The following is a 23050-nucleotide window of genomic DNA, read 5'->3' on the forward strand; positions in this document are numbered from 1 at the left end:
CGACCTTAGAGTTAAGAAAAACAGAGGCGGGATTCTAGCCCAGCCGCGCGGCCTGTTGCGAGCCACTGCGCTCATCCAGACCCAGTTCATGCAGTGCTTCCTGCCGCAGAACGCGACGCTGCACCTTACCGATGGAGTTGCGCGGCAGGTCGTGACGAAACTCGACACTGCGCGGTACCTTGTAGGAGGTCAGCCGTTCACGGCAGTATTCACGCACGCCGCGGGTGGTCAGGCGCGGGTTTTTGGAGACCACATAGAGCTTGATAAACTCGCCGCACTCTTCATCCGGCAGACCGATAACGGCGCACTCTAGTATATCGGGATGAGCACTGATCACATTTTCCAGCTCGCTGGGATACACCTTGAAGCCGGAGACGATAATCATATCCTTGCGCCGATCGATGATGCGGATCTGGCCTCCATCGTCGAGCTGGCCGATATCCCCGGTGGCCAGCCAGCCATCCGCCAGCATCTGACCCTCACCACCGTCCTGCCGATTCCAGTAGCCTTTCATCAGCTGCGGCCCGCGCACCTGTATCTCGCCGGTTTCTCCACTGGGCAGCAGTTCACCCGCTTCGTCGACGATACGCACGTCGGTACCCGCCAGCGGCGTACCGGCACTGCCGGTCTTTTCCTCGCCGGGTTTCGCCACACTGACCACCGGCGAACACTCGGTCAAACCATAGCCTTCGGTAATGGCACAGCCGGTCACTTCGCGCCAATGACGCGCTGCCGACTCGGTGAGCGCCATGCCTCCGGAGATGGTCAGCTGCAGTGAGCTGAAGTCGAGCTGGTTGAAATCGGCGTTGCGACAGAGCGCAATAAACAGCGGGTTGATGCCGGCAAAACAGCTTGGCCGGACCCTGTCGAACGCCTTCGCCAGGCGTTTGCCATCCTGGGGGTCGGGAATCAGTTCGACATAGCTGCCCTGGGAATACATCAGCAGAGTCAGCATAAACGCATAAATATGGTACACCGGCAGCGGCTGGAGCAGCTTCATCTCCGGGGATAACCGGGCATCCTGCAGACGCTGCTTCAGCTGCTCCACATTGGCCATCAGCGATTCATGGGTCAGCATCGCCCCCTTGGCCGGCCCGGTGGTGCCACCGGTATATTGCAGCAGCGCCAGCTCCTGGGGATCGGGCGCACGCCAGTGGGAGCCGGATTCGGCCATCAACACCCGGGAAAACGGGATACTGCCACGAACTCTGCGCCGGCTGCGGCGCCGGTAATGCGCGTAGCAGTTCAGCGCCCAGCGGCGCCAGCCCGGGTGCAGGTCGCCGATCTGCGTGGTGATCACATAATCAATGGAAGTGCCACCGAGGACACGGGACGCCGGCGCAGAGAGCGGGTCGTAAACCAGCAACGCCCGGGCCCCGCTATCCTGCAGCTGAGATCTCAGTTCGTCATCGGTATAAAGCGGGTTGGTGTTGACGACTACCAGCCCCGCCCGCAACGCGCCGAACAGCGCGACCGGGTATTGCATGCAGTTGGGCAGCTGAATCGCGATGCGATCGCCGGGCTTCAGGTCGGTGTGATTCTGGAACCAGGCGGCCACGCGCCTGGACAGCACCTCAACCTCGGTATAGCTGATACTCTGGCCCAGGTGACCAAAGGCGGGGCGGTCTCCGTGCTGTTGTGCCAGATCGACGACCAGGCGGCCGAGGCTGTCACTCATCCGCAGCTCTGCCCACCCAGCCTGGTCTGAACCTCGCCATCCGCAAAGACCACCAGCTCACCGGTCTTGAGTGCCTGCCACTGCTCATTGTCAGTCAGTGGCTCGGTGGCGATCACGGTAACCACATCGTTTGGAGTGGTCTCGGCATAGAAGTCCACCACCATATCGCTATCCTTCAGGCGCGCCTCTCCGAACGGTGCCCGGCGGGTGATCCAGGAAAGCTTGGTGGTGCAGTAGCAGAACAGTTGGCTCGACTCGCTGAGCAGCAGGTTATAGACCCCAAGGCCGCGCAGCTTTTCGCAACAGCTGTGGATCAGTTCGGCAAGTTCATTCTCGCGCTCTGGCGGCCCATCCGGATAGCGGCTGCGCACCTGATCCAGCAGCCAGCAAAATGCATACTCGCTGTCGGTGGTACCGACGGGTTTATAGTAGGTCAGCGGCCAGTCGAAGATCTGCTTGTCCAGCTGTCCGTTGTGAGCATAACACCAGACCCGCCCCCAGAGTTCACGGCTGAACGGATGGGTGTTGGCGAGACAGACATCGCCCACGTTGGCCTGACGAATATGGCTGATTACTACCTTGCTTTTAATCGGATAGGAGACGAGCAGTTCAGCGATGCGCGAGTCTGCGCTGGGCTGTGGATCATGAAAGGCTCTAAGCCCCCGTCCTTCATAAAAGGCGATCCCCCAGCCATCCCTATGGGGACCAACGCCGCCTCCGCGAGGCACGAGCCCGGCAAAACTGAAACAGATATCGGTGGGTACGTTGGCACTCATGCCAAGCAGTTCACACATGATTGGTGCTCTCCTTACAACCGCACTTCTTATTATATCCCTGTTAATTGCGTGACAGCGTAATACGGTCCGGTAGCGAATCGATCAGATTGTCGTCGGGATCGAAGGATTCATCCAGCAGTTCAACCCGCTCCGGCTCCACCTTGCGCGCCTCGGACTCCCAGGTGAGCCGGTCCTGACCGGGCAGTCGTCGCTCGCCGATGAACGTGGCTTCCGGGTCTATCGACAGCGTCGTACAGAAGACATTGGCACAGACCCGGCCTCCGCGTTCAATATGCAGGGAGTCACAGATCAACTCCCCTTCGAGCACGCCGCTCACATTAACGGCATGCGCACGGATACGACCGCAGATACGGCCCTGCTTGCCGATGGAGATATCGTCGCTGGAGTCGATACTGCCTTCAAATTCGCCATCCACATGCATCTTGCCCGATATGCTGGTTTCGCCGTGGAAACGATTACCCTGCGCAATGATCGTTACTGCGGAGCGGTTTGATTTAGCGGATACATTGCGCTTAATGATTCCCACGGAACCTCCTCGACGGCAGTGAATATCGATTCAAAGTTATCCAGACCCCACTTCATAAACGGCTCGGGGTCCAACGCCGTGTAAAGGTGGCGCACTTCGTAGTGCAGGTGCGGGCCGGTGGAGCGACCGCTGTTGCCGCTGAGTCCGATCTGCTGCCCTTTGTGCACAAACGTCTTGGGTTCGACCAGCACCTTGTTCAGGTGGGCATAATAGGTTTTAAAACCGAGGTTATGGGTCAGGCGCACCATGTAGCCATAGCCGCTGCCCTTGTTATAACCGGCGAACTCAACCACACCGTCAGCGGTGGCATAGACCGGCGTACCTATACCGGCCTTGAAGTCGATACCGCGATGCATCACCTTCTTTTTCAGCACCGGATGGTAGCGCATGCCGAAGCGGTCATTGATGCGCTCACTCTGAATCGGCACGCCGTTGGGAATCCCGTAGAGCATGAACAGCCGCTGTTTGGCCGCTGCTTTCGCCACCTCGGCCCGCCTCACCTCGGACGTTCCGGGTTCGGTATTCAGGATCCCCAGCATAGACTCCAGGTTACCCAGCTCGGTTCCCATCACCTGGTTCTTCTGCGCGAGCTGATCACGCTCATAGGAGATCTGCGAAAGCGCATCACCCAGGGAACTGAGCTCACTGCGATACAGCTGCTGCGTACCCAGCATAAGATCGTACTGGTCAGCCAACTGCTGGTGGCTGTCTTCCAGGTCGAGAAGGTCGTCCGTGGTTTTAACCAAAAGAAGGTTGGAAACGAAAAAGCTCAATGCAGCCATCAGCAGAAAGCCTGCTACCAGATACTTGGCCAGCTGATTGAGCGTGTACTGCCGCGATCCATGCACAGTCGTCAGTGTCACCACTAGCTTGCGTCGCAAAACTAACACCCGCGGAAAGAGATAAAATCGCGCTAATATAACGTCTAACTGGCTCAATGTCATAATGACGTCACTACAAAGTGTAACCACCTGCGGTAAAACATCTGTGAGACGTCAGACAAAGCGATTGCCGGCACCTGCAGTTTGCGGAACGCCGACCGATTCCACGCTTCAAAAGTACTGCGTATCTAATCCCGCAAGGGCTTTTACAAGGAAAGAATATGCTACCGCTGCCACTTTATTTCTCGGACGAGTTTCGCCTGATGAGCCCGTCCCAGCTGTTGCAGGGCGTGTTTAGCGCGGCGCTGACCGATGACGGGCAGCTGGCCGATGAACTGCAGGGGCTTGGACTCACGTTTCGAACCGAGTCAGCGACAACCAGGTCCCGGGAGACATTGGCGCCATCGATATTCGCTCCCCCTGCGCACTCCCCCCGGGTGCATACAACCGTGCAGGCCAATCATCATTTCAACCGCTACCTGCAGGAGATAGAGCGGCTGGCAGAATCGCCAGTAAGAGATGCCAGGCCGCACCAGCTGCAAATCGATCCATTGACGCTCTACCCCAACTGCTCACTGCATCCCGATGAAAGCGCCCTCAGCAGCCTGACCATGAAGCTGGTGGCCCTGGTTCAGATCGCTCAGACCGAAGGGGTCTGCCTGATACTTCAGCAACCGACTGAGCAACAGCTCGAGCTATGGCTGATGATACTCGCGCGACTGTTGCAGGAGCCTTCCACGGAAGGCCCCCTGGGCATAGGTCTCAGTGCCACCTCGAAACGTCTGCTGCCGGCTCTTGGCTATCTGGAAAGCCTCGGCAACGAGTGCAGCAGACGCGTGCAGGTGCAGATTTTTGAGCGCCCCTTCAATAACGACCAGCGAACCTATGCCAAACAGGAAACACCGATGCTCAGTGACAGGCGCTCGATCCGGTTGAACCTGGCCGCCGCCTGCGCATTTCTGGAAAGCCGGAATGCCTGCCACCTGATACCGGAACTGGTGATTACCGACCCCTCGCTGAAAGCCCTGCTGGAGGCGCTCTACCGGGAACAGCGCTGGCCGGTTTCTCTTTGCGAACCACCGCCTGTACCCAAGCCCAGGTCAGACCTTGGATTTAACGACCGCCCCTGTTCCCTGCGCGGCATAGACAAGATCGAGAAACGCCTGAAACGGACCATGGAAGGGATCACCCATGAACCACCCGTCGCCGCACCGATCATCGATGGCGAAGCACACCCGCTGACCGAGGCGACGACCCGCTATACACCCGCGGCCATCGATACCCCCCTGGGCCAACAGGTCGAGATTACCGAAGCCCAGGCCAGACAGGCGTTCGAGGTCTGCAGCAGCTGGCATACACCGGGGCAGCGGCTGTCACTTTACCGGGGCCGCATGCAGCTGCAGACATTCGCCGGCATCGTGCTCGGCAAGCAGTTTGAGCTCGCCACGCTCTGTGCGCGCGAAACCGGCAAGCCGATCAACGACTGTCTGTACGAGATAGAGGATGCGATCGTACTGCTAGACCAACACCTGCAACTGGCACCTGAGGTACTCAGCGCGCAGGAACTGCACAGTGACAGCACCGGCAGCTGCGAACTTACCCCCCTGCCCCTGGGCACTCTGCTGGGCATCACCCCCTGGAGCCAGCCGATTCTGCAGTTCGTCGCAATGACCAGCGCAGCACTGCTAACCGGCAACTCCCTGCTAATCAAACCCGCCTCCCATGCGACCCTGACCGCAGACTGGCTGTTCCGGCAGTTGCTTGCGGCCGGAGTACCAAGGGAACAGTTCGCCCTGGTACCGGGCTCCCTGGGTTCGGTGGGAGATTCGCTGCTGGAGGACTACCGCCTGGATGCTCTGCTGTTTTGCGGCAGCGCCCTGGCCGCCGCCGAAATACAGCACAAGCTGACGCGGCGAACCGGCGCCCCGCTGGTACCTCTGCTGACCGACACCGGCGGACGTCACGCCGCCATTCTGGATGCAGACCAGTCGGTGGATGAGCTGCTACCGCGCCTGTTGCGCGGCGCCTTTTCGCACTCGGGCCAGCATTACGGCTCGCTGCGCATTCTTTACCTTGAAGAAAGGGTGGCGGAAGCGTTCGAGACCGCCCTGGCCCAGGCGATCCAGCACCTGCGTCTGGGGCATCCGGAAAAACGTGATACCGATATTGGCCCGCTGGTCAGCCGGGAGCAGATGGACAACGCTTACTTCCACCTGGAACGTTTTCGCGCCAAAGGACGGTTGATCGCCCAGGGCTCGATCGAGCCCGATCTGGAGGAGGGATATTTCGTCCCGCCTGCACTTTTACGGCTATACACCCTGGACGAACTGCAGGTCCAGCTGGAAGCGCCGATCCTGCACCTGGTGCGTTTTCAGCGCTCAGAGCTGGCCAGCAAGCTTGACGAGATAAACCGGTCCGGCTCCGGCATGGCGCTTTCACTGTTCAGTGGCGATGAAGAACTGATCGGACGGGTGCTGACAGGAGCCCGCGTTGGCGAGCTGAATATCAACCCGACAACGCTCTGCCCCAATAGTATGGAATACCCCGGTGCAGGGCTTGGCCTGTCTGGCACTGGCCGTCGCCCCGGCACTGCGGACTACCTGAAATCGCTGATCCGGTATCAGCGGCTGTCCGGCCCCGGACTGCAACAGATCAATCTGGAGTGACCTGATCCAACGGCGCTGCGATCCTGAAGCAGGGCTGGTAATCCTCGAAGTCGATCTTCATGCGCCGCTGCTCGATGAACGCCGTTAACAGGCGATCCAGCGAGCGCATGATCGCCGGCTCCCCGTGCAGATCGAACGGGCCGAACTCCTCGATGGCGCGAATCCCCGGCTCTTTGACATTGCCGGCAACGATGCCGGACAACGCACAGCGCAGTTGCGACGCCAGCTCGTAATCCGGCTGGTTACGCGACAGATTCAACGCCGCCATGTTGTCGTGGGTGGGCTCGAAGGTCTGCTGCAGTGAATGGGGAATATGTAACTGCCAGTTGTAGTGATAGGACTCCCCTACCGCGCGTCGGTGCGCGGTGACTTCAGTCAGCGCCTGCTTCGCCCTCTCGGCAACAGCATGAGGATCGTTGATGATGATCTCGTACTTGCTGCGTGCGCGCTCACCCAGGGTTTCCGCGATAAATTGATCGACCGTTTCGAAATACTCCTCGCTACCGGCGGGACCCGTAAAGATCAGCGGGAACGGAATCTCTGCGTTCTCCTCACGCAGTAGGATTCCAAGCATGTAAAGGATCTCCTCGGCAGTACCTGCACCGCCCGGGAAGACGATGATCCCATGCCCCAGGCGGACAAACGCCTCCAGACGCTTTTCTATATCAGGCAGGATGATCAGTTCATTGACGATCGGATTGGGCGATTCGGCGGCGATAATGCCGGGTTCTGTAATACCGATGTAGCGCGGGTCCGCCTTGCGCTGCTTGGCGTGGGCGATGGCAGCGCCCTTCATCGGGCCCTTCATGGCGCCGGGACCACAGCCTGTACAGATCTGCAGCCTTCTCAACCCCAACTCATAGCCGACCTTCTTGGTGTACTCGTATTCGTCGCGGTTGATGGAGTGGCCACCCCAGCAGACCATCACGTTGGGTTTGACGTGGGGGCGCAGCGCGTTGGCGTGGCGAAGAATATGGAAAACGAGATTGGTGGTCAGCGGCGAGGGATCCAGGTCGTCACAACAGTCCTTGAACTCATCCTGGACATACAGCAGGTCACGTACCACGGCGAAAAGGTGTTCACGAATACCCTGGATCAGCTCGCCATCAACAAAGGCGGATGCCGGGGCGTTAACCAGGTCCAGCTGAACACCACGGTGTTTCTGGCTGATCTGGATATCGAACTTGCGAAAACGTTCCAGCACCATGCGGGTGCTATCCAGTTCACTGCCACAGTTCAGTACCGCGAGCGCGCACTGGCGTAACAGACGATAGAGACCTCCCTGGCTTTTATCCTGAAGTTTTGCCACTTCGTACGGAGAAAGCATGTCGAGACTTTCGAGCGGAGTGACACTGGCGTTTACAAAAGCTTCGGTCATCATGTTCGACCTCCCTGAACAGCTAATGCGGACATCTCCTGGTTTTTCGAAAACCGGACGGTCCCTCCCAATATGAACCCTTTGGTCAGCTTTGGCTACTAAAACAGGCACTTGCGAAAGCTTTTGGACGAGAACGATTGTAAAGCCAGACGCGTTGAATTAGTTTTGAGGACAGATCCCTCCGCAGAAGGAACCGCCCGATGACTGCGTCCAAGCTGTATATCCTCGATACCAACGTTCTCCTGCACGACCCCAAGTGCCTGTACGAATTCAAGGAACAGGACATCACCATTCCGATGACCGTGCTTGAAGAACTGGACGATATCAAGGACCGCAAGAAGAACGTCGCGGCCGAAGCCCGGCACGCAATCCGCGCCATAGACGACATCATCAGCACCGCCAAGGATGCCAGCCAGATCACCAAAGGGGTTCAGATAAAACTGGAAGGCAAGGAGCGCGTGACCAAGCTCGGCCGACTGTCGATCTTCCCCGATCACGAGCTGACCACCCGCCAGGGATTTCTCCCGGACGAGCGCAACAAGGACAACAAGATCATCAACTGCGCCCTGCACCTGCAGGCGACGTTCCCGCACCGCCAGGTGATCCTTGTCACCAAAGACATCAACATGCGACTCAAGGCCCTTGGCGCAGGGCTGCAGCGGGTCGAGGACTACCGTACCGACCAGCTGGTATCCGACATCGAACTGCTGCCGGCGGGTCACCAGCATCTGGAAACACCCTTCTGGGAAGGTGTCGAAGAGGTCGACAGCTACCAGGAGGATGGTCGCACCTATCATCGTGTGGACCGCAACCTGCTGCCGGACACCTACCCCAACGAATACATCTACGATGACAGCAAGGATTTTGCCGCGCGCACGGTCGCTGTCACCGACGACAAGGTCACCCTGCTGGACCTGGGCTACGACCGCCTGATGCAGCAAAGCTGCTGGGGCATCCAGCCGATCAACGTGCAACAGGCGTTTGCCATGGATGCACTGCTGGATCCGGAAATAGACCTCAGCATTCTGCTCGGCGCCGCCGGTTCCGGTAAGACTCTCGTCGCTTTGGCCTGCGCCCTTGAAATGGTGATCGAGGAGAGCCGCTACAACAAGATCATCGTCACCCGCTCGACCCCGCCGGTGGCCGAGGATATCGGCTTCCTGCCCGGTACCGAAGAGGAGAAGATGACCCCCTGGCTGAGCTCGATAAATGACAACCTGGAGGCGATGCATGAGCATGATGAGCGCCCCCAGAGCAGCGTGAAGTACGCCATCGAGAAAGCCAATATTCAGTTCAAGTCACTGAACTTCATCCGCGGGCGCAGCATCCAGAATGCCATCGTGCTGATCGATGAATCCCAGAACCTGACGCCACAGCAGCTGAAGACCATCCTCACCCGCTGCGGCAAAAACACCAAGATGGTGTGCCTGGGTAACCTGGCCCAGATCGACTCGAACTACCTCACCGCGCTGACCTCCGGTCTGACCTATATCGTTGAGCGCTTCCGCGCCTTCGACGGGTCCGCCAGTATCCACTTCGAAGGCATCTTCCGCTCCCGCCTCGCGGAATACGCCGAAGAGCAGCTGTAACAGCCGGCTGAAACGCCGCAAAAGCGGCGTTTCAGCCCCCTCCATCAGTCCTGCCGACCAAAGTCTTAATCCGTCTCCATCCCGCGCCAACCGTGACCTCCAGGATATAACCACCTGTTTCCAGGGGTTTACCTCATATTTCACAGGTTTAAATTGGCACTCGAATCCCTATAATGCAGCGCAACAACCGTGAAACTACAACTAAAAAATAAATCCTCACTCGCTGTATCCGGCCGACTAGCGTCATAAACGGGATAGCGCTGCAGGAATCTTGCTCCAGGGTGCCGACTAAACGGCGACCCACCCCGACTGATCCGCAGGCGATAGAGCCCCGCCCCAACCCGGGCGATCAGATCCGGGGGACGACACCTGAAATACGAACCGATGTTCGTTTACAGAGCCAAAAGCCCTTGTCAGGTGCGTAACGAATCCCATTGTTTATTATCAATTGGCGTATTCCTATGACTACAAAATCTGTCGACGTGTTGCTTGTCGGTGCTGGTGCGATGAGCACCACCTTGGGGATGCTGCTCAAGCAGCTCGATCCTGACCTGAAAATCTGTATGGTCGAACGACTCGACTATGTTGCCCACGAAAGTTCCGACGGCTGGAACAATGCAGGCACAGGACATGCCGCCTATTGTGAGTTGAATTACACCCCGAAAAAGCCTGATGGCAGCATCGACACGACCAAGGCTTTCAAGATCAACTCAGAGTTCGAGGTCAGCCTGCAGTTCTGGTCTTACCTGGTCGAGAAAAATGCACTCCCCTCCCCCCGACAGTTCATCAACCCCACACCGCACATCAGTTTTGTCTGGGGTGAAGAGAACGTCGACTTCCTGCGCAAGCGCTATGCCACCCTCTCCGCCACTCCCTCCTTCGCGGACATGGAATACAGCGAAGATCCCGAGGTGCTGCGCGAGTGGATGCCGCTGGTCATGCAAAACCGCGACCCGGCCGAGAAAGTGGCCGCCACACGCGTCACGTACGGTTCCGATGTGAACTTCGGCGAGCTGGCACGCTCCATGGCGAAATACCTGGGCACCCAGTCCAATTTCGACCTGCTGCTGAGCCGTATCGTCCACGACCTGGACAAGCAGGAAGATGGCAGCTGGAACGTCACGCTTAAAAACACCGAAACCGGCTCAAAAGAGGTCATCAACAGCCAGTTCGTATTCCTCGGCGCCGGGGGCGGTGCTCTGCCTCTGCTGCAGAAGTCCGGTATCAAGGAAGGCCAGGGTTATGGTGGCTTCCCGGTCAGCGGCCAGTGGCTGGTCTGCAAGAAGCCGGAGATCGTCGAGAAACACCTGGCCAAGGTTTACGGTAAAGCCCCAATCGGCGCGCCACCGATGTCGGTCCCTCACCTGGACACGCGCATCATCGACGGCCAGCGCGCGCTGCTGTTCGGCCCGTTTGCCGGCTTTACAACCAAGTTCCTGAAGCAGGGATCTATCCTTGACCTGCCGAAAAGCATCCGTGCCGGCAACATCAAGCCGATGCTCTCCGTCGCCATGCATAACATGGACCTGACCCGCTACCTGATCAGCGAAGTGATGCAGTCTCACGGCTCTCGTGTCGAAGCGCTGCGCAACTTCTTCCCCGATGCCCGTGATGAAGACTGGACCCTGGCCCACGCCGGTCAGCGCGTACAGATCATCAAGAAAGATGCGGACAAGGGCGGCAAGCTGGAGTTCGGTACCGAAGTGATCACCGCAGCGGATGGCTCGATTGCAGCACTGCTCGGTGCCTCTCCAGGCGCATCCACCGCCGTGTGCACCATGCTGAGCATCATCGAGAAGTGCTACATCGGCAGTCGCGGCAAAAGCGAGTGGAAAGAGCGCCTGAAGCAGATGGTGCCCTCCTACGGTGAGTCCCTCGCCGATAACCCGGAACTGCTGCTCAGCATCCGCGAGCGCACCCTGGACGTCCTGCAGCTGGCCGAGACCGGCGAGAAAGCAGAGACCGCCTGACAGAAGCCCGGCGTCGGCCCGCTGCCTACTGGCGGCGGACCGGCGAGCGGGCTATCCTGTGTCACGATGATCACACCCAAACGAATAGCCTCTGCAGCCCGCAATCTCCTGGTCGGTTTTCTGACCCTGGTGATTCGCGCCTATCAGTACCTGATCAGCCCGTTTCTCGGTAGCAACTGCCGTTTCTACCCCAGCTGCTCCAGCTACGCCATCGAGGCGATCCGCAGCCACGGTCCCCTGAAAGGAAGCTGGCTGGCGCTGAGACGCATCCTGCGCTGCCACCCGTTCAGCGAAGGCGGCATCGACCCCGTCCCACCCACCAAGTGCGGTTGCAACCAGACCGGGCAGCACCGATACTGACCTGAAGCTCAGGCATCAGGATATCTGACATATGTTCTCTCCGGTTAGCGTTCTGCTGACGGTTCTGGCATACATGGCGCTGATCTTCGCCTTGGCTCAGTGGGTCGAACATCGCATTTCCACGGGCCGGACACGCTTCAACTCCGCCTGGGTCTATGCCCTCTCCCAGGCCGTATTCTTTACCTCCTGGACCTTCTACGGCAGCGTCGGTTTCGCCGCCGCATACGGACTGCAGTTCTTCGCCATCTATATAGGCGCCATCATCGGCATGCTGCTGTCCGGCTTCACCTTTACACGCATGGTGAGAGCCAAAGAGGCGTTTCGTATCACCAGCATCGCCGACTTTCTGTCGACCCGTTACCGCCACTCACAACGGATCGCCTCCCTGGTCACGCTCATCGCCCTGATCGGACTGATCCCCTACATCGCGCTGCAATTGAAGGCGATTATTGATGCACTGGACGTGATTACAAGCGGCGCTCAACAGGGTGCAGACTGGAACATTGGCGGCACCCTGGTGACCGGGTTGATGGTGCTCTTTACGATTATGTTCGGCGTCCGCCGGCTCGATCCGACGGAGCGCCATCAGGGCATGGTGGCAGCACTGGTGGCGGAGTGCCTGGTAAAACTGGTCGCCTTTCTGGCTATCGGTCTTTTTATCTCCTACCAGTTGTTCGATGGCCCCACCGACATCTTCGTCCAGCTGCGTCAGCAGGGGTTCGAGCGACTGCTGAGTCTGGGTTCGGGCCCAGATACCGGGGTCAGCTGGCTGACCCTTATTGTGCTTGGCTTTGCCGCCATTCACTGCCTGCCGCGCCAGTTTCACGTGGCGGTGGTGGAAAACAGCGATCCCCAGCACCTGCGCACCCTGCCTTGGAGCTTTCCGCTTTACGCGGTGCTGATCAGCCTGTTCGTCATACCGGTAGCAGCGGCCGGTCTGCTGCTTGGCCTGCCGGCCACGGAGGGCGATCGTTTTATGCTGCTGATCCCCCAGCAGGCAGAAAGTCAGCTCTTCACCCTGACCGCTTTTCTCGGCGGTTACGCGGCCGCCACCGGCATGATTATCATCACCACCATGGCGCTGGCGACCATGGCATCCAATCACCTGCTGCTGCCGGTGTGCGAGAAAGTACGCTCCCTGTCAGGCATGCGCAGTTACCTGCTGCAGATGCGCTGGCTGCTGGTACTGATCATACTGTCCTTGGCTTACCTTACCGCCCGCGCCCTGACCGACTCCTACATCCTGGTGTCGATCGGGCTGATCTCCTTTGCCGCCGTGCTGCAGTTCGCACCGGCGATGCTGCTGGGCATGTTCTGGCGCCGGGGTAACGCCCGCGGCGCCTTCTGGGGCCTGATGGTCGGCTTTGCCATCTGGTTTTACACCCTGCTGATCCCTGCTTTTATCGGCGAGGGGTGGATGAGCGGTGAACTGTTGACCCAGGGTCCACTCGGCTACGAACTGCTGCGTCCCCAGCAGCTGTTTGGCATCGCTTCCTTGCCGCCGTTGAGTCACAGCGTGCTCTGGTCACTGAGCCTGAACAGCCTCACGTTTATTCTGCTAAGCCTGCTTTGCAAAGCCGGTAAAAAAGAGCGCCAGCTGGCCAAGGAGCTTTTCAAGTGCATGCGCGGCAACCCGCTGCTTAACCGCGCCCGCCCAACCGGACTCGATGCCTATATCAACCTAAGCCCCAAGCGGGAGGAAGCGCGCCGCATCCTGACCCGTTATTTGCCTCCCGGCAAAGTGGACTCCAGCCTCGATCAGCTCAAGGCTGACCTCCAGATCAGCGGCAAGCAGCAGATTACGATCATCGAACTGATGGAGTTCCACCGTATGCTCGAGCACCTGCTGGCAGGCTCCATCGGCGCTGCGGCGGCCCACAGTGCGATAGTCGAAGAGATTCACTACACGGAGAGGGAGTCGACCGACCTCAAGGCGCTATACAGCCACCTGGTCAGCGAAATACGCCCAGCCAGGGCCGAAAATAGCGACGCAGACGCTGATGGCTACAGCCTGCTGGTCGAACTGCAGCAGCAGGTAGAATCACTGGAGAAGGAAAACGCCGGGCAGCGTGACAAACTGGAACGGATCAAGCAGCGCCTTGAAGTGCAGTACGAGCAGAATTTCGATCTGAGAGTCACAGCGCAGCGGTTGAAGCAGGAAAATGCAGAGCTCAGGGAACGGATCGGGAATATAGAGCCCGGTAGTTAATAAAACGGCGCCCGCAGGCGCCGTTGAACATTCAAAGATCTATTTAATCTGACGCTTCCGCTTCGCTGCGATGGATCTGCATCTGCGGGAACGGAATAGTGATACCTTCCTCATCAAAGCGCAGTTTCACCTGCTCGGTGACATCCCAGAGCACAGCCCAGTAGTCAGCGGTCTTGACCCAGGGACGCACGTTGAAGTTAACGCTGCTGTCGGCGAGAGCGGCAACCACGACCACCGGCTCAGGATCTTTCAGTACGCGCTCGTCAGCAATCAGGATATCCATCAGGATCTTCTTGGCCTTGCGCAGGTCATCGTCGTAGCTGATACCAAACACCATATCCACGCGGCGGGTATCGCGCTTCGAGTAGTTGGTGATGACGTCTGAGTAGATACCTCCGTTCGGGATAATCACTTCGCGGTTATCGCCGGTGCGCATTACGGTGTTAAAGATCGCCACGTGCTCAACAATACCGGCAATGCCGGCCACCTCGACAAAATCACCTTCGCGGAACGGACGGAAGATAATCAGCAGCACGCCGGCCGCGAAGTTCTTCAGCGAATCCTGCAGCGCCAGGCCGACGGCCAGACCGGCGGCACCCACCAGAGCGATCAGAGAAGTGGTATCAACCCCCAGCTGCCCCAGGGCGGCAACGATAATAAACAGCAACAACAATACGCTGATGATCGATGAGACGAAATTGATCAGCATCTCATCAACCTTGGCACGGCGCATCAGCCGTCCGCAAAGGTTAACCAGGCGCTTGGTAATCCAGCGCCCGACAAAAAAGATCGCCAGTGCAAAAGCGATATTCAGCGCCCAGGGCACCACGTAGAGATCCCAGAAACTTTCCATTTAAAGATCCTCGATTCCTTGAATGCCCATAAAAGGCATATTTTACGAAGGGTTACGAGCGACTCTGCCCGCATCAACAGGAGAAGAATGATAGTGGGGCCAAATAAAGTCAATCGCACCGAGGCCCTGAGCCTGACGCCTGCGCTGCCTGACTATGTTAGTATTCGCCCCCTGATAACTTAGGGTGAACTTCAAGCGTTAGCCGCAGTCGAATTCAGCCTATCCAGACGACCTGAAACCCACCCTGGACCACTATCGGACAGCTGTATGAAAAAAGTGTTACTTGCCGCCCTTCTTTCCGGCCTATCAACCTTCGCGTCGGCCGAATCCGCACACATCGCCGACGACGTTTATGTCTTTATGAACAGCGGGCCGAGCAACCAGTACCGCATTAATGGTCGTGTTACCAGTGGCGAAGCGGTTCAGATACTTGACCGTCGCGACGATTATATCCAGATCAAAACCGAAGGCGGTCGTGTCGGCTGGGTTCCCGAGGCATTCGTGGCGTCCGGCGTCAGCGACCTGATCCATCTTCCCGAGCTTGAATCCGAGCTGGCCGCATCGAAAAAACGTATCGATGCGCAACAGCAGAAGATCACCGTACTGGAGCAGGCCGCGCAGACGCGCACCCAGGAGAGCCAGGAAAGCCGTGCCCGAGTCGTTGAGCTGGAGAAGGAGATCGCCGCGCTGAAAACACAGATCAGCAATATGGATCAGTCCAACCTGATCCGCTGGCTGACCCACGGCGGCCTGGTCGCCCTCGGCGGCGTGCTGCTGGGCCTGCTCGTGCCCTACCTGCCCAAGCGCCGCAAACCGCGCAATGACTGGTTCTGATCCGATAGCGCCAGCCAATCGTAATCATTGATGTTTTCCATTTCCAACCCGGACTGTTGGACGGTTAAATAATCACCGACTTTAAGGATTAGGAATGGAGAGCTTAATGAAACGTATCACTATTTTTGGCCGTGAAGGCTGTGGCTTCTGCAAACGCGCCGTGGAACTTTGCAAGATCAAGAACCTGGATTACCGCTATATCGACATCCATGTTGAGGGAATCAGCAAGGCAGATCTCGAAAAGACTGTCGGCAAACCGGTGGAGACGGTGCCGCAAATTTTTTGTGGTCAGGAGCACATAGGCGGTTATACTGAATTTGCGGCATATATCGAAGAAGCCCTGAGCGAGTCAGCCTGATTCGCCCGGGCGCTCGGCCTGATAAGATGTCTTGAGTCGCCAGCTAAAGCGGCGACTACCCAGACCAGAGAGGAGACTTACAATGCTGACAACACTGGTAGTTCTGGCCTCGATCGCGGTTGCCGGCGCCGGCTGGTTCCTGCTGCAGGAGCAATCAAAACCAGCCCCCATACGGATCCGCATTGAAGACGAGCCTCGACGCCGGCGCCGCTGATATAGGTTTTTCCGCCCTGTTCTGTTGTACGGGCCGACCTGCTCATCCTCGGTTCTGACCGAAACCTTTTGGACGGAAGGCCTCGAAGAGAATCTTCTGGACCAAACACCTGCTGTAACAGCCGATAAAAAAGCCCGAGCGCTAACGCCTCGGGCTTTTTTTCATACGAAGAGCGGAACTCAGCGCGCCTGCCGCCTAACTGCCGGACGATTCGGCACTCGCCAACGCCTGTTCCACGTCCAGCGGCTTGAATTCGCCAAACCCCTCTTCCTCGGTCCACAGCTCAAGCCCCTGCTCGATGCGTACGACACCATCAAAGCGTTTTTTCAGGTAGGGCACTGCCTCTTCAAGGGTATCGATATCGCAGAGCATCACGCCACCGCGACCGTTATTGGTGGTAAACAGATAACTCTTCATCACGCCTCTCCAGGGGAATTCCAGTCTGGACGAACCAGCTCAGGCAACACTTTCTCGAGCTCTTCGGCAGCCACGGGGCGGCAGATCAAAAAGCCCTGCGCCTCATCACATCCCAGCTGCTGCAATATATCCAGCTGCTCGGTAGTTTCCACCCCTTCGGCAACGACCTTGAGTCCAAGCGCCTGGCTCATGGCGATCATGGCGCTCACCAGCTGCCGGTCCCGCTCCGCCTCGGTCAGATTAGAGACAAAGCTGCGATCGATCTTGAGCTGATCGAGAGACATGGTGCGGATGTAGCTCAGACTCGAGTAACCGGTACCAAAGTCATCGATCGAGACTTGGACGCCACTTTTTCTCAACGCCAGCAGCGCTTCCGCCGTCTGCTCTGCACTATGCAGAAAACAGGTTTCCGTCAGCTCGACGCAGAGCAACCCCGGCTCCAGCCCATATCGGGACAGCAACCGGTTGATATTCTCCACAAGCCCTTCGCGCTGGAACTGTCTGGCCGACAGGTTGACCGCTACATGCAGCGGCTGCCCGGCCAGCTGCCAGCGTCGGGCCTGGGCAATCGCCGTTTCCAGCACCCAGTCACCGATACCGTGGATCAAGCCGTTATCTTCAGCCAGCGGGATAAACTGGTCTGGCGGCACCGTGCCCAGTTCGGCGTTATGCCAGCGCAGCAGCGCCTCCACCCCGACAACCTCGCCATTAACCAGAGATAGCTTGGGCTGGTAGACCAGCGCCAGCTCATCGTTTTGCACAGCCTGGTGCAGCTGCGCCGCGATCAGGTAGCGTGACTGACGCCGCTGATGCATCTCACTGGAAAAGTAGGCCCAGCCGTTTCTACCCAAATCTTTGGCATGATGCATGGCCGCATCCGCGGCGCGCATCAACTGCTCCACCGACTCGGCATCGGTGGGATAGATCGCCACACCGATACTCGCGGTAATGCGGATCTCGCTGCTGCCCACCAGTACAGGCGTCGATATCACCCGGGAGAGATGTTCAATCCGCTGCGCCAGCGCTTCCTCACTGATATCGCTCAGGATGAGGGCGAACTCGTCACCGGCCGGACGCGCCACGGTATCGTCGGAGTTGAGCGTCCCCTCTATGCGCTTCGCCAGGGTGCGGATGACATCATCACCGGCGTCATGCCCAAAGCGGTCGTTTATGCGCTTGAACATATCCAGGTCGATCGCCAGCACCGCAAAATTCTGCTCCTGCTCACCGGCATAATGGATCGCCATGTCCAGACGGTCGGAAAACAGCTTGCGGTTGGCCAGCTGCGTCAGGTCATCAAACTGAACGATTTGACGGAACCTGGCCTCCGAGCGCTTGGCTTCGGTCAGGTCATGAAAAATCGCGGCATACTGGGTAACCTCGCCCAGATCATCGGTGATCGCGGTAATGCTCAGCCACTCGGGAAATACGACGCCTTTTTTGGTCCGGTTCCAGATCTCGCCCTGCCAGGCGCCCTCCTGCCTGAGGCAGTTCCACATATTCTGGTAAAACTCGCGATCATGGCGACCGGAGCTGAGAAGCTTCGGGTTACGACCAACGACTTCGTGTGCTTCATACCCGGTAATGGCGGTAAAGGCGGGGTTAACGCTCTGGATTGCGCCAGCGGCGTCGGTGATCAGCACCCCTTCCATGGAGGCATTGATAACACGCTCAATCAAACGCAGATTGTGCATCGACTGCTGCAGCGCCTGGTTACGATCCGCCAGTTTTTCCCGCAGCCGGGCAACGTAGTCACGCTCAACACTGCGCAGGATATCGGCATAGGAGAGAACCCGGGTCACGCGCTCATCGGCGTCGGTCAGGCCCAGATGTCTGAAGCCGTGGCGGCGGAAAATCTTGCGTGCAATATAGAGGCTGATGCTCTCGTCAATCGCAACCAGCTCGGAGAGGTTGAAACTGCTCAGCGGCCGGTTCAGATCATCGCCGGACGCCAGTAACCGGATAATATCGGTTTCAGTCAGAATGTAGTTTTTATCGGCGGAGCGGATCAGCGCCGCGCTCTGCTCCCGCGTGCGCATCTGCTGAATCGCATCGCGCATAAAGAGCTGCTCATCAAGCAACAGCGACCGTGCCGGCGCTATGTCGCCGACGCTGCGCAGGAACAGATCATGCTCGATCCCCTGACTGTTGACGATATCGCTTTCGCTGACAATACCCAGCAACCGCTCATTATCGTCAACAACCACCGCATGCTGCAGCCGGCGTGTCATCAGTTCGACACCCAGTTCGTCGATACTGGTATCGGCTTTAACCAGCAGCAGACGTTCCGACATCACTTCATCGAGGGAAACACTGGACGGATTCTGCCCGCGCGCGCAACAGCCCATCGCCTGGCGACGGGTAAGAATGCCGATCGGCTTGTTGGCATCGCAGACCAGGACCGAGCCGATACCGCGACTGGCCATAACCTTTAGCGCAGTGTCGAGAGTGTCCAAGGGCGAACAGCACACGACATCGGTCTGGCAAATTCGAACGACAACCCTGTCGTGGCTATTTTTTACTTCGATATTCATTGGTGCGGCAGGGCGACTCCGAACAGCACAGACCAAGGTTAGAGTGGCCCAATTGTAACAGTTCCACCACCTGTGAATACAGGTATGCCGCCGGCATTATTTCTATCCTCAGGGCTCTGTTGAGTTCCTCAAACGCAGGGAAAATGCTGTATTATCGGGGGATCGGAAAACCTGCGCACGGAGCCGGCAACGTCATGCACCATCCCCTGAGTACGCTAACCAGCCTGGTCGAGCAGATTGCGCGCACGCAAAACCCTACTGCGATGATGTCGACGATCGTTCAACGCCTGAGCGAGCTGATGAAGGTTGAAGTCTGCAGTATCTATCTCTGCACACCTGAGCGCGACTCTCTGATACTGGCGGCCACCAAAGGCCTGGCGCCGACAGCAGTCGGCCATGCACACCTGGCGATCAACGAAGGTCTTGTTGGCCACATCGCCGCATCGCTGAGTGCCGTCAACCTGGCCGACGCCCCCGCCGACGACCGCTTCGTCTACATTCCCGAAACCCATGAAATGGCCTACCACCGCTTCCTCGGTGTGCCGCTGCTGCATCTGCGCAAACTGGTCGGTGTACTGGTGATTCAGGGTCACCAGCGGGAACCGTTCAGCGAAGAGGATGAGGCGTTCCTGATCACTGTCGCCTCTCAGCTGGGTAGCACCCTGTATCAGCTGCACCGCGACGGTGAATGGATGTCCGATGTACAGGAATCCACCCCCTATCGCCGCTACCGCGGTGTCAAGGGCGCCCCCGGCGTTGGCTGCGGCCGTCTCTGGCTGGTCCATCCGCAGATCTCCCTGGCAGAGATCAAATCATCAATCACCAGCAACCCGGCGCAGCAGAAAAGTGACTTTGCCGAGGCTCTGGATGCCGTTAAAGAGGAGCTGGAATCAGGTTCCGGACGGCTGGGCCAGCACCTTCCCTCCGATGTCAGCGCCCTGTTTAACGTTTACCAGCTGATGCTGCAGAGCCCCGAACTCTGTAACGGCGTGAAGCAGTTGATCAGCGAAGGCGCATCGGCAGAGTGGGCGTTAAAACAGACTATCGACACCATGGCTTCCGCGTTCGAGCAGTCTGAAGACCCCTACATGAAGGCGCGCAGCGAGGATATTCACAACATCGGTCAGCGCATCCTCAATCAGCTGCTCGAGCGCGACCAGCAGGTACTTGAAGCACCGGACGAAGAACTGATCCTGGGCGGCGAGCTGATCAGCATCGCCGACCTTGCCAGCTTTCCGCTGGAGCGGATCCGCGGCCTGATCTGCACCTCCGGCTCGACGCTGTCACACACGGCCATCGTTGCCAATGCGCTCGGTATTCCTGCCGTCATGGGCATCGAAGGGGTGGAACTGGAACAGTACCGTGGCGCCAAAGTGATCGTGGACGGTAACCGTTCGGAGTGCGTGCTCAATCCGCCGCTGGCCCTGCTCAACGAATACAAGCGCATGATCGCCCAGGAAAACCGCTTTATGCGCGGACTGGAGCGGTTACGCAATGTGCCCGCCGAAACACTGGATGGCACACGTATACGCCTGCTGACCAATACAGGTCTTTTGGCCGACGCGACACCGGGGCTTGAGCGAGGCGCAGAGGGGGTCGGTCTCTACCGCTCGGAAATACCGTTCATGGTCCACGCGAGTTTCCCCACGGAGCAGGAGCAGTACCGCATTTACGTCAAGGTCCTCAAGGCCTACTCTCCCTACCCGGTCTCCATGCGCACCCTCGACATCGGCGGTGACAAGCAGCTCCCCTATTTCGAGATCAACGAAAGCAACCCCTACCTGGGCTGGCGCGGCATCCGCTTCACGCTGGACAACACCCAGCTGCTGGTTACCCAGATCCGCGCCATGCTGCGCGCCCATGCGGAATGCGGCAACCTGAAAGTGCTGGTGCCGATGATCAGCCGGGTGGATGAGATCATCGCTGTTCGCGAGCTGATCGCCAAGGCTGCGGATGCGCTTAAGCGCGACGGCATCGAGGTCCCCCTGCCGGAACTTGGCATGATGATCGAGGTACCCTCGGCCATGCTGCTGCTGCCCAAGCTCGCACCGCATATCGATTTCGTATCGGTGGGCTCCAATGACCTGACCCAGTACCTGATCGCGGTCGATCGCAACAACCCGCGCGTATCCAGCCTGTTCGATAACATGCATCCAGCCATGCTGGTGGCATTGGAACAGATTATCGACACCTGCCGTCGCCTTGAACTGCCCGCCTCGCTCTGCGGCGAGATGGCGTCAGACCCGGTCGCCGTCCTGATGCTGGTAGCCATGGGGTACGACAGCCTCAGCCTCAGTGCCTACAACATCCCGAAAATCAAGCTGCTGATCCGTTCTGTGCGGCGCGCAGACCTGCTGCCCATTCTGGAACAGGCCCGCGACTGCACCGATGAAAGTCAGATTCGCGCCCTGTTTGAACCGGTACTGGAGCGGCTTGGCTGGTCTACAGATGGCCGTCAGCCACCTTCGGAGGCGGAAACCTGATCGCCAACCGCTGCACCACAGCCGGCGCTGCAGCCAGGCATCAACCTGGTGACTATGCGGACTAAAGAACAGCCACCCATACGTTTAGCTGCACACCACCAGGCAGGGAGAGAGCCGGGCCAGCGGCATACTTAACAGGGAAATTCAGCAACAGGTAAAAGAAAAGGCCACCCGTAGGCAGCCCTGGAATAAGTATATGAAGTGAAAATTTGCTCGGGTCATTTATCCATTAACCCGGCGCCCTGAAAGATGGCGCCTTTAAGTCCTGACCGCTTCGAGGACAGTGCTGCTCCGGTACAGACTGTCGACACGGACAGGCAGTAAAGCAAAATCGACATGAACCTTAGCTGAACAGTTTCCTGAACAAGGTTAAGACAGGCGGGAGTGTTTGTTGGATAAGGCGTCAGAGCCCGGCTCGTACAAAAACGAAACCGTGATAACATGGCTGCATATCTGTCTGTTTAGTAACACAGTTAACCTGCAAACCACACAGAATTGATTGTTATGAACCTAGACGAGCTTCTGGTACAGGTCATCGAACCCTCAAGAGTACAGCGCCACATTATCATCGATGCCCTGCGCCAATTAGGTATTGAGGACGTCGAAGCCTTCGATTCCGCTGCACCGGCACTTGCCAGGATGGAAAGAGTCAAGCCCGACATCGTCATGTCATCGATGCACCTGCCCGATATGACCGGTACCGAACTGGTTACGCAGATGCGGCAACGACCGGATCTCGCTGAAATCACCTTTCTGCTGGTATCCACCGAAACCCATTACCGCTACCTTGAGCCGGTGCGTCAGGCGGGGGCAATCGCCATTCTTCCCAAGCCGTTCAGCAGTAACGACCTGATGCGGGCGCTGCAGGGCACCATGCATTACATCAGCGACCGACAGCAGGAGGATGCAGATACCCTGTTCGAGGGTATGCAGGTGCTGCTGGTGGATGATAGCGGCCTATCGCGCAAGTTTGTTCGCCAGATCCTGACCTCCGCCGGTATCGAAACCGTGGTCGAAGCCAAAGATGGTGCCGAAGCGCTGAAATACCTTGATGAGCAGCTGTTTGACCTGGTGGTTTCAGACTACAACATGCCCAACATAGATGGCCTGGAGATGGTGGATCATATTCGCAACCACAGCTCCCAGCCCACCGTGCCGGTGATGATGATCACCTCCGAACAGAACCAGAGCCGACTGGCCGCGATTCAGAGTGCCGGCGTGTCGGCACTCTGCTCAAAGCCCCTCTCCTACGACGTCATGAAACAGCTGATTCAGCAACTGGTCGCTGACCGCGACCTCTAAC

At 58.2% G+C, this 23050-nt stretch carries 18 protein-coding genes; 10 read left to right on the forward strand and 8 right to left on the reverse strand.

Going from position 1 to position 23050, the window contains the following annotated elements; all coding sequences use genetic code 11:
• Nucleotides 1-34: 34 nt before the first annotated feature.
• From ACQUQP_RS14565 to ACQUQP_RS14580, 4 genes are read right to left on the reverse strand one after another with little or no spacing between them, the layout of a single operon-like run.
• A complete protein-coding gene (locus tag ACQUQP_RS14565; protein ID WP_432695758.1) occupies nt 35-1678 on the reverse strand; it encodes an AMP-binding protein in 1644 nt (547 codons plus the stop codon).
• Nucleotides 1675-2472, reverse strand: coding sequence for a class II glutamine amidotransferase (locus ACQUQP_RS14570; RefSeq protein ID WP_432695759.1), 798 nt, complete (start codon nt 2470-2472; stop codon nt 1675-1677). The genes ACQUQP_RS14565 and ACQUQP_RS14570 overlap by 4 nt, the downstream gene beginning before the upstream one ends.
• Nucleotides 2473-2515: 43 nt before the next feature.
• Nucleotides 2516-3001, reverse strand: a complete 486-nt coding sequence (locus ACQUQP_RS14575; protein WP_432695760.1) for a bactofilin family protein — start codon at nt 2999-3001, stop codon at nt 2516-2518.
• On the reverse strand, nt 2950-3891 hold the full coding sequence (locus ACQUQP_RS14580; RefSeq protein WP_432695761.1) for a M23 family metallopeptidase: 942 nt from the start codon (nt 3889-3891) through the stop codon (nt 2950-2952). Before ACQUQP_RS14580 ends, ACQUQP_RS14575 begins: the two co-directional genes overlap by 52 nt.
• A 212-nt stretch (nt 3892-4103) precedes the next feature.
• Here ACQUQP_RS14580 and ACQUQP_RS14585 point away from each other — a divergent pair, with 212 nt between their 5' ends.
• Entirely contained in the window at nt 4104-6548 is a 2445-nt protein-coding gene (locus ACQUQP_RS14585; RefSeq protein WP_432695762.1) for an aldehyde dehydrogenase family protein, read from the forward strand.
• Here ACQUQP_RS14585 and ppnN read toward each other — a convergent pair.
• Complete coding sequence (gene ppnN / locus ACQUQP_RS14590; protein ID WP_432695763.1) at nt 6535-7929, reverse strand: nucleotide 5'-monophosphate nucleosidase PpnN; 1395 nt, start codon at nt 7927-7929, stop codon at nt 6535-6537. The genes ACQUQP_RS14585 and ppnN overlap by 14 nt on opposite strands.
• Nucleotides 7930-8126: 197 nt before the next feature.
• Here ppnN and ACQUQP_RS14595 point away from each other — a divergent pair, with 197 nt between their 5' ends.
• From ACQUQP_RS14595 to ACQUQP_RS14610, 4 genes are all read left to right on the forward strand, one after another.
• Entirely contained in the window at nt 8127-9515 is a 1389-nt protein-coding gene (locus ACQUQP_RS14595; RefSeq protein WP_432695764.1) for a PhoH family protein, read from the forward strand.
• Between the two features lie 461 nt (nt 9516-9976).
• The gene (gene mqo / locus ACQUQP_RS14600) at nt 9977-11485 is read left to right on the forward strand and encodes a malate dehydrogenase (quinone) (protein ID WP_432695765.1); all 1509 of its coding nucleotides are present in this window, start codon (nt 9977-9979) and stop codon (nt 11483-11485) included.
• A gap of 66 nt (nt 11486-11551) precedes the next feature.
• Nucleotides 11552-11845, forward strand: coding sequence for a membrane protein insertion efficiency factor YidD (yidD, locus tag ACQUQP_RS14605; protein ID WP_432695766.1), 294 nt, complete (start codon nt 11552-11554; stop codon nt 11843-11845).
• 31 nt (nt 11846-11876) lie between these two features.
• Nucleotides 11877-14054 (forward strand): sodium:solute symporter family transporter, encoded by a 2178-nt coding sequence (locus ACQUQP_RS14610; protein ID WP_432695767.1) that lies wholly within the window; start codon nt 11877-11879, stop codon nt 14052-14054.
• Between the two features lie 43 nt (nt 14055-14097).
• Here the strand turns inward: ACQUQP_RS14610 and ACQUQP_RS14615 are convergent, their stop codons facing one another.
• On the reverse strand, nt 14098-14907 hold the full coding sequence (locus tag ACQUQP_RS14615; protein ID WP_432695768.1) for a mechanosensitive ion channel family protein: 810 nt from the start codon (nt 14905-14907) through the stop codon (nt 14098-14100).
• 267 nt (nt 14908-15174) lie between these two features.
• Between ACQUQP_RS14615 and ACQUQP_RS14620 the strand changes: the two genes are divergently transcribed.
• From ACQUQP_RS14620 to ACQUQP_RS14630, 3 genes are all read left to right on the forward strand, one after another.
• A complete protein-coding gene (locus ACQUQP_RS14620; protein WP_432695769.1) occupies nt 15175-15741 on the forward strand; it encodes a TIGR04211 family SH3 domain-containing protein in 567 nt (188 codons plus the stop codon).
• Nucleotides 15742-15847: 106 nt separating this feature from the next.
• Nucleotides 15848-16099: a GrxA family glutaredoxin gene (locus ACQUQP_RS14625; protein WP_432695770.1), complete on the forward strand. Its 252-nt coding sequence runs from the start codon at nt 15848-15850 to the stop codon at nt 16097-16099.
• Nucleotides 16100-16181: 82 nt separating this feature from the next.
• On the forward strand, nt 16182-16313 hold the full coding sequence (locus ACQUQP_RS14630; RefSeq protein WP_432695771.1) for a hypothetical protein: 132 nt from the start codon (nt 16182-16184) through the stop codon (nt 16311-16313).
• 195 nt (nt 16314-16508) lie between these two features.
• Here ACQUQP_RS14630 and ACQUQP_RS14635 read toward each other — a convergent pair whose 3' ends face one another.
• Both ACQUQP_RS14635 and ACQUQP_RS14640 read right to left on the reverse strand, forming a co-directional pair.
• Entirely contained in the window at nt 16509-16730 is a 222-nt protein-coding gene (locus ACQUQP_RS14635; RefSeq protein ID WP_432695772.1) for a hypothetical protein, read from the reverse strand.
• The gene (locus ACQUQP_RS14640; protein ID WP_432695773.1) at nt 16730-19186 is read right to left on the reverse strand and encodes an EAL domain-containing protein; all 2457 of its coding nucleotides are present in this window, start codon (nt 19184-19186) and stop codon (nt 16730-16732) included. The genes ACQUQP_RS14635 and ACQUQP_RS14640 overlap by 1 nt, the downstream gene beginning before the upstream one ends.
• A 272-nt stretch (nt 19187-19458) precedes the next feature.
• Here ACQUQP_RS14640 and ptsP point away from each other — a divergent pair, with 272 nt between their 5' ends.
• Complete coding sequence (ptsP, locus tag ACQUQP_RS14645) at nt 19459-21747, forward strand: phosphoenolpyruvate--protein phosphotransferase (protein WP_432695774.1); 2289 nt, start codon at nt 19459-19461, stop codon at nt 21745-21747.
• Between the two features lie 504 nt (nt 21748-22251).
• Nucleotides 22252-23049 (forward strand): response regulator, encoded by a 798-nt coding sequence (locus ACQUQP_RS14650; protein ID WP_432695775.1) that lies wholly within the window; start codon nt 22252-22254, stop codon nt 23047-23049.
• Nucleotide 23050 lies beyond the last annotated feature (1 nt).

It is taken from the genome of Marinobacterium sp. YM272 (assembly GCF_050908845.1).
GTDB lineage: Bacteria > Pseudomonadota > Gammaproteobacteria > Pseudomonadales > Balneatricaceae > Marinobacterium_D.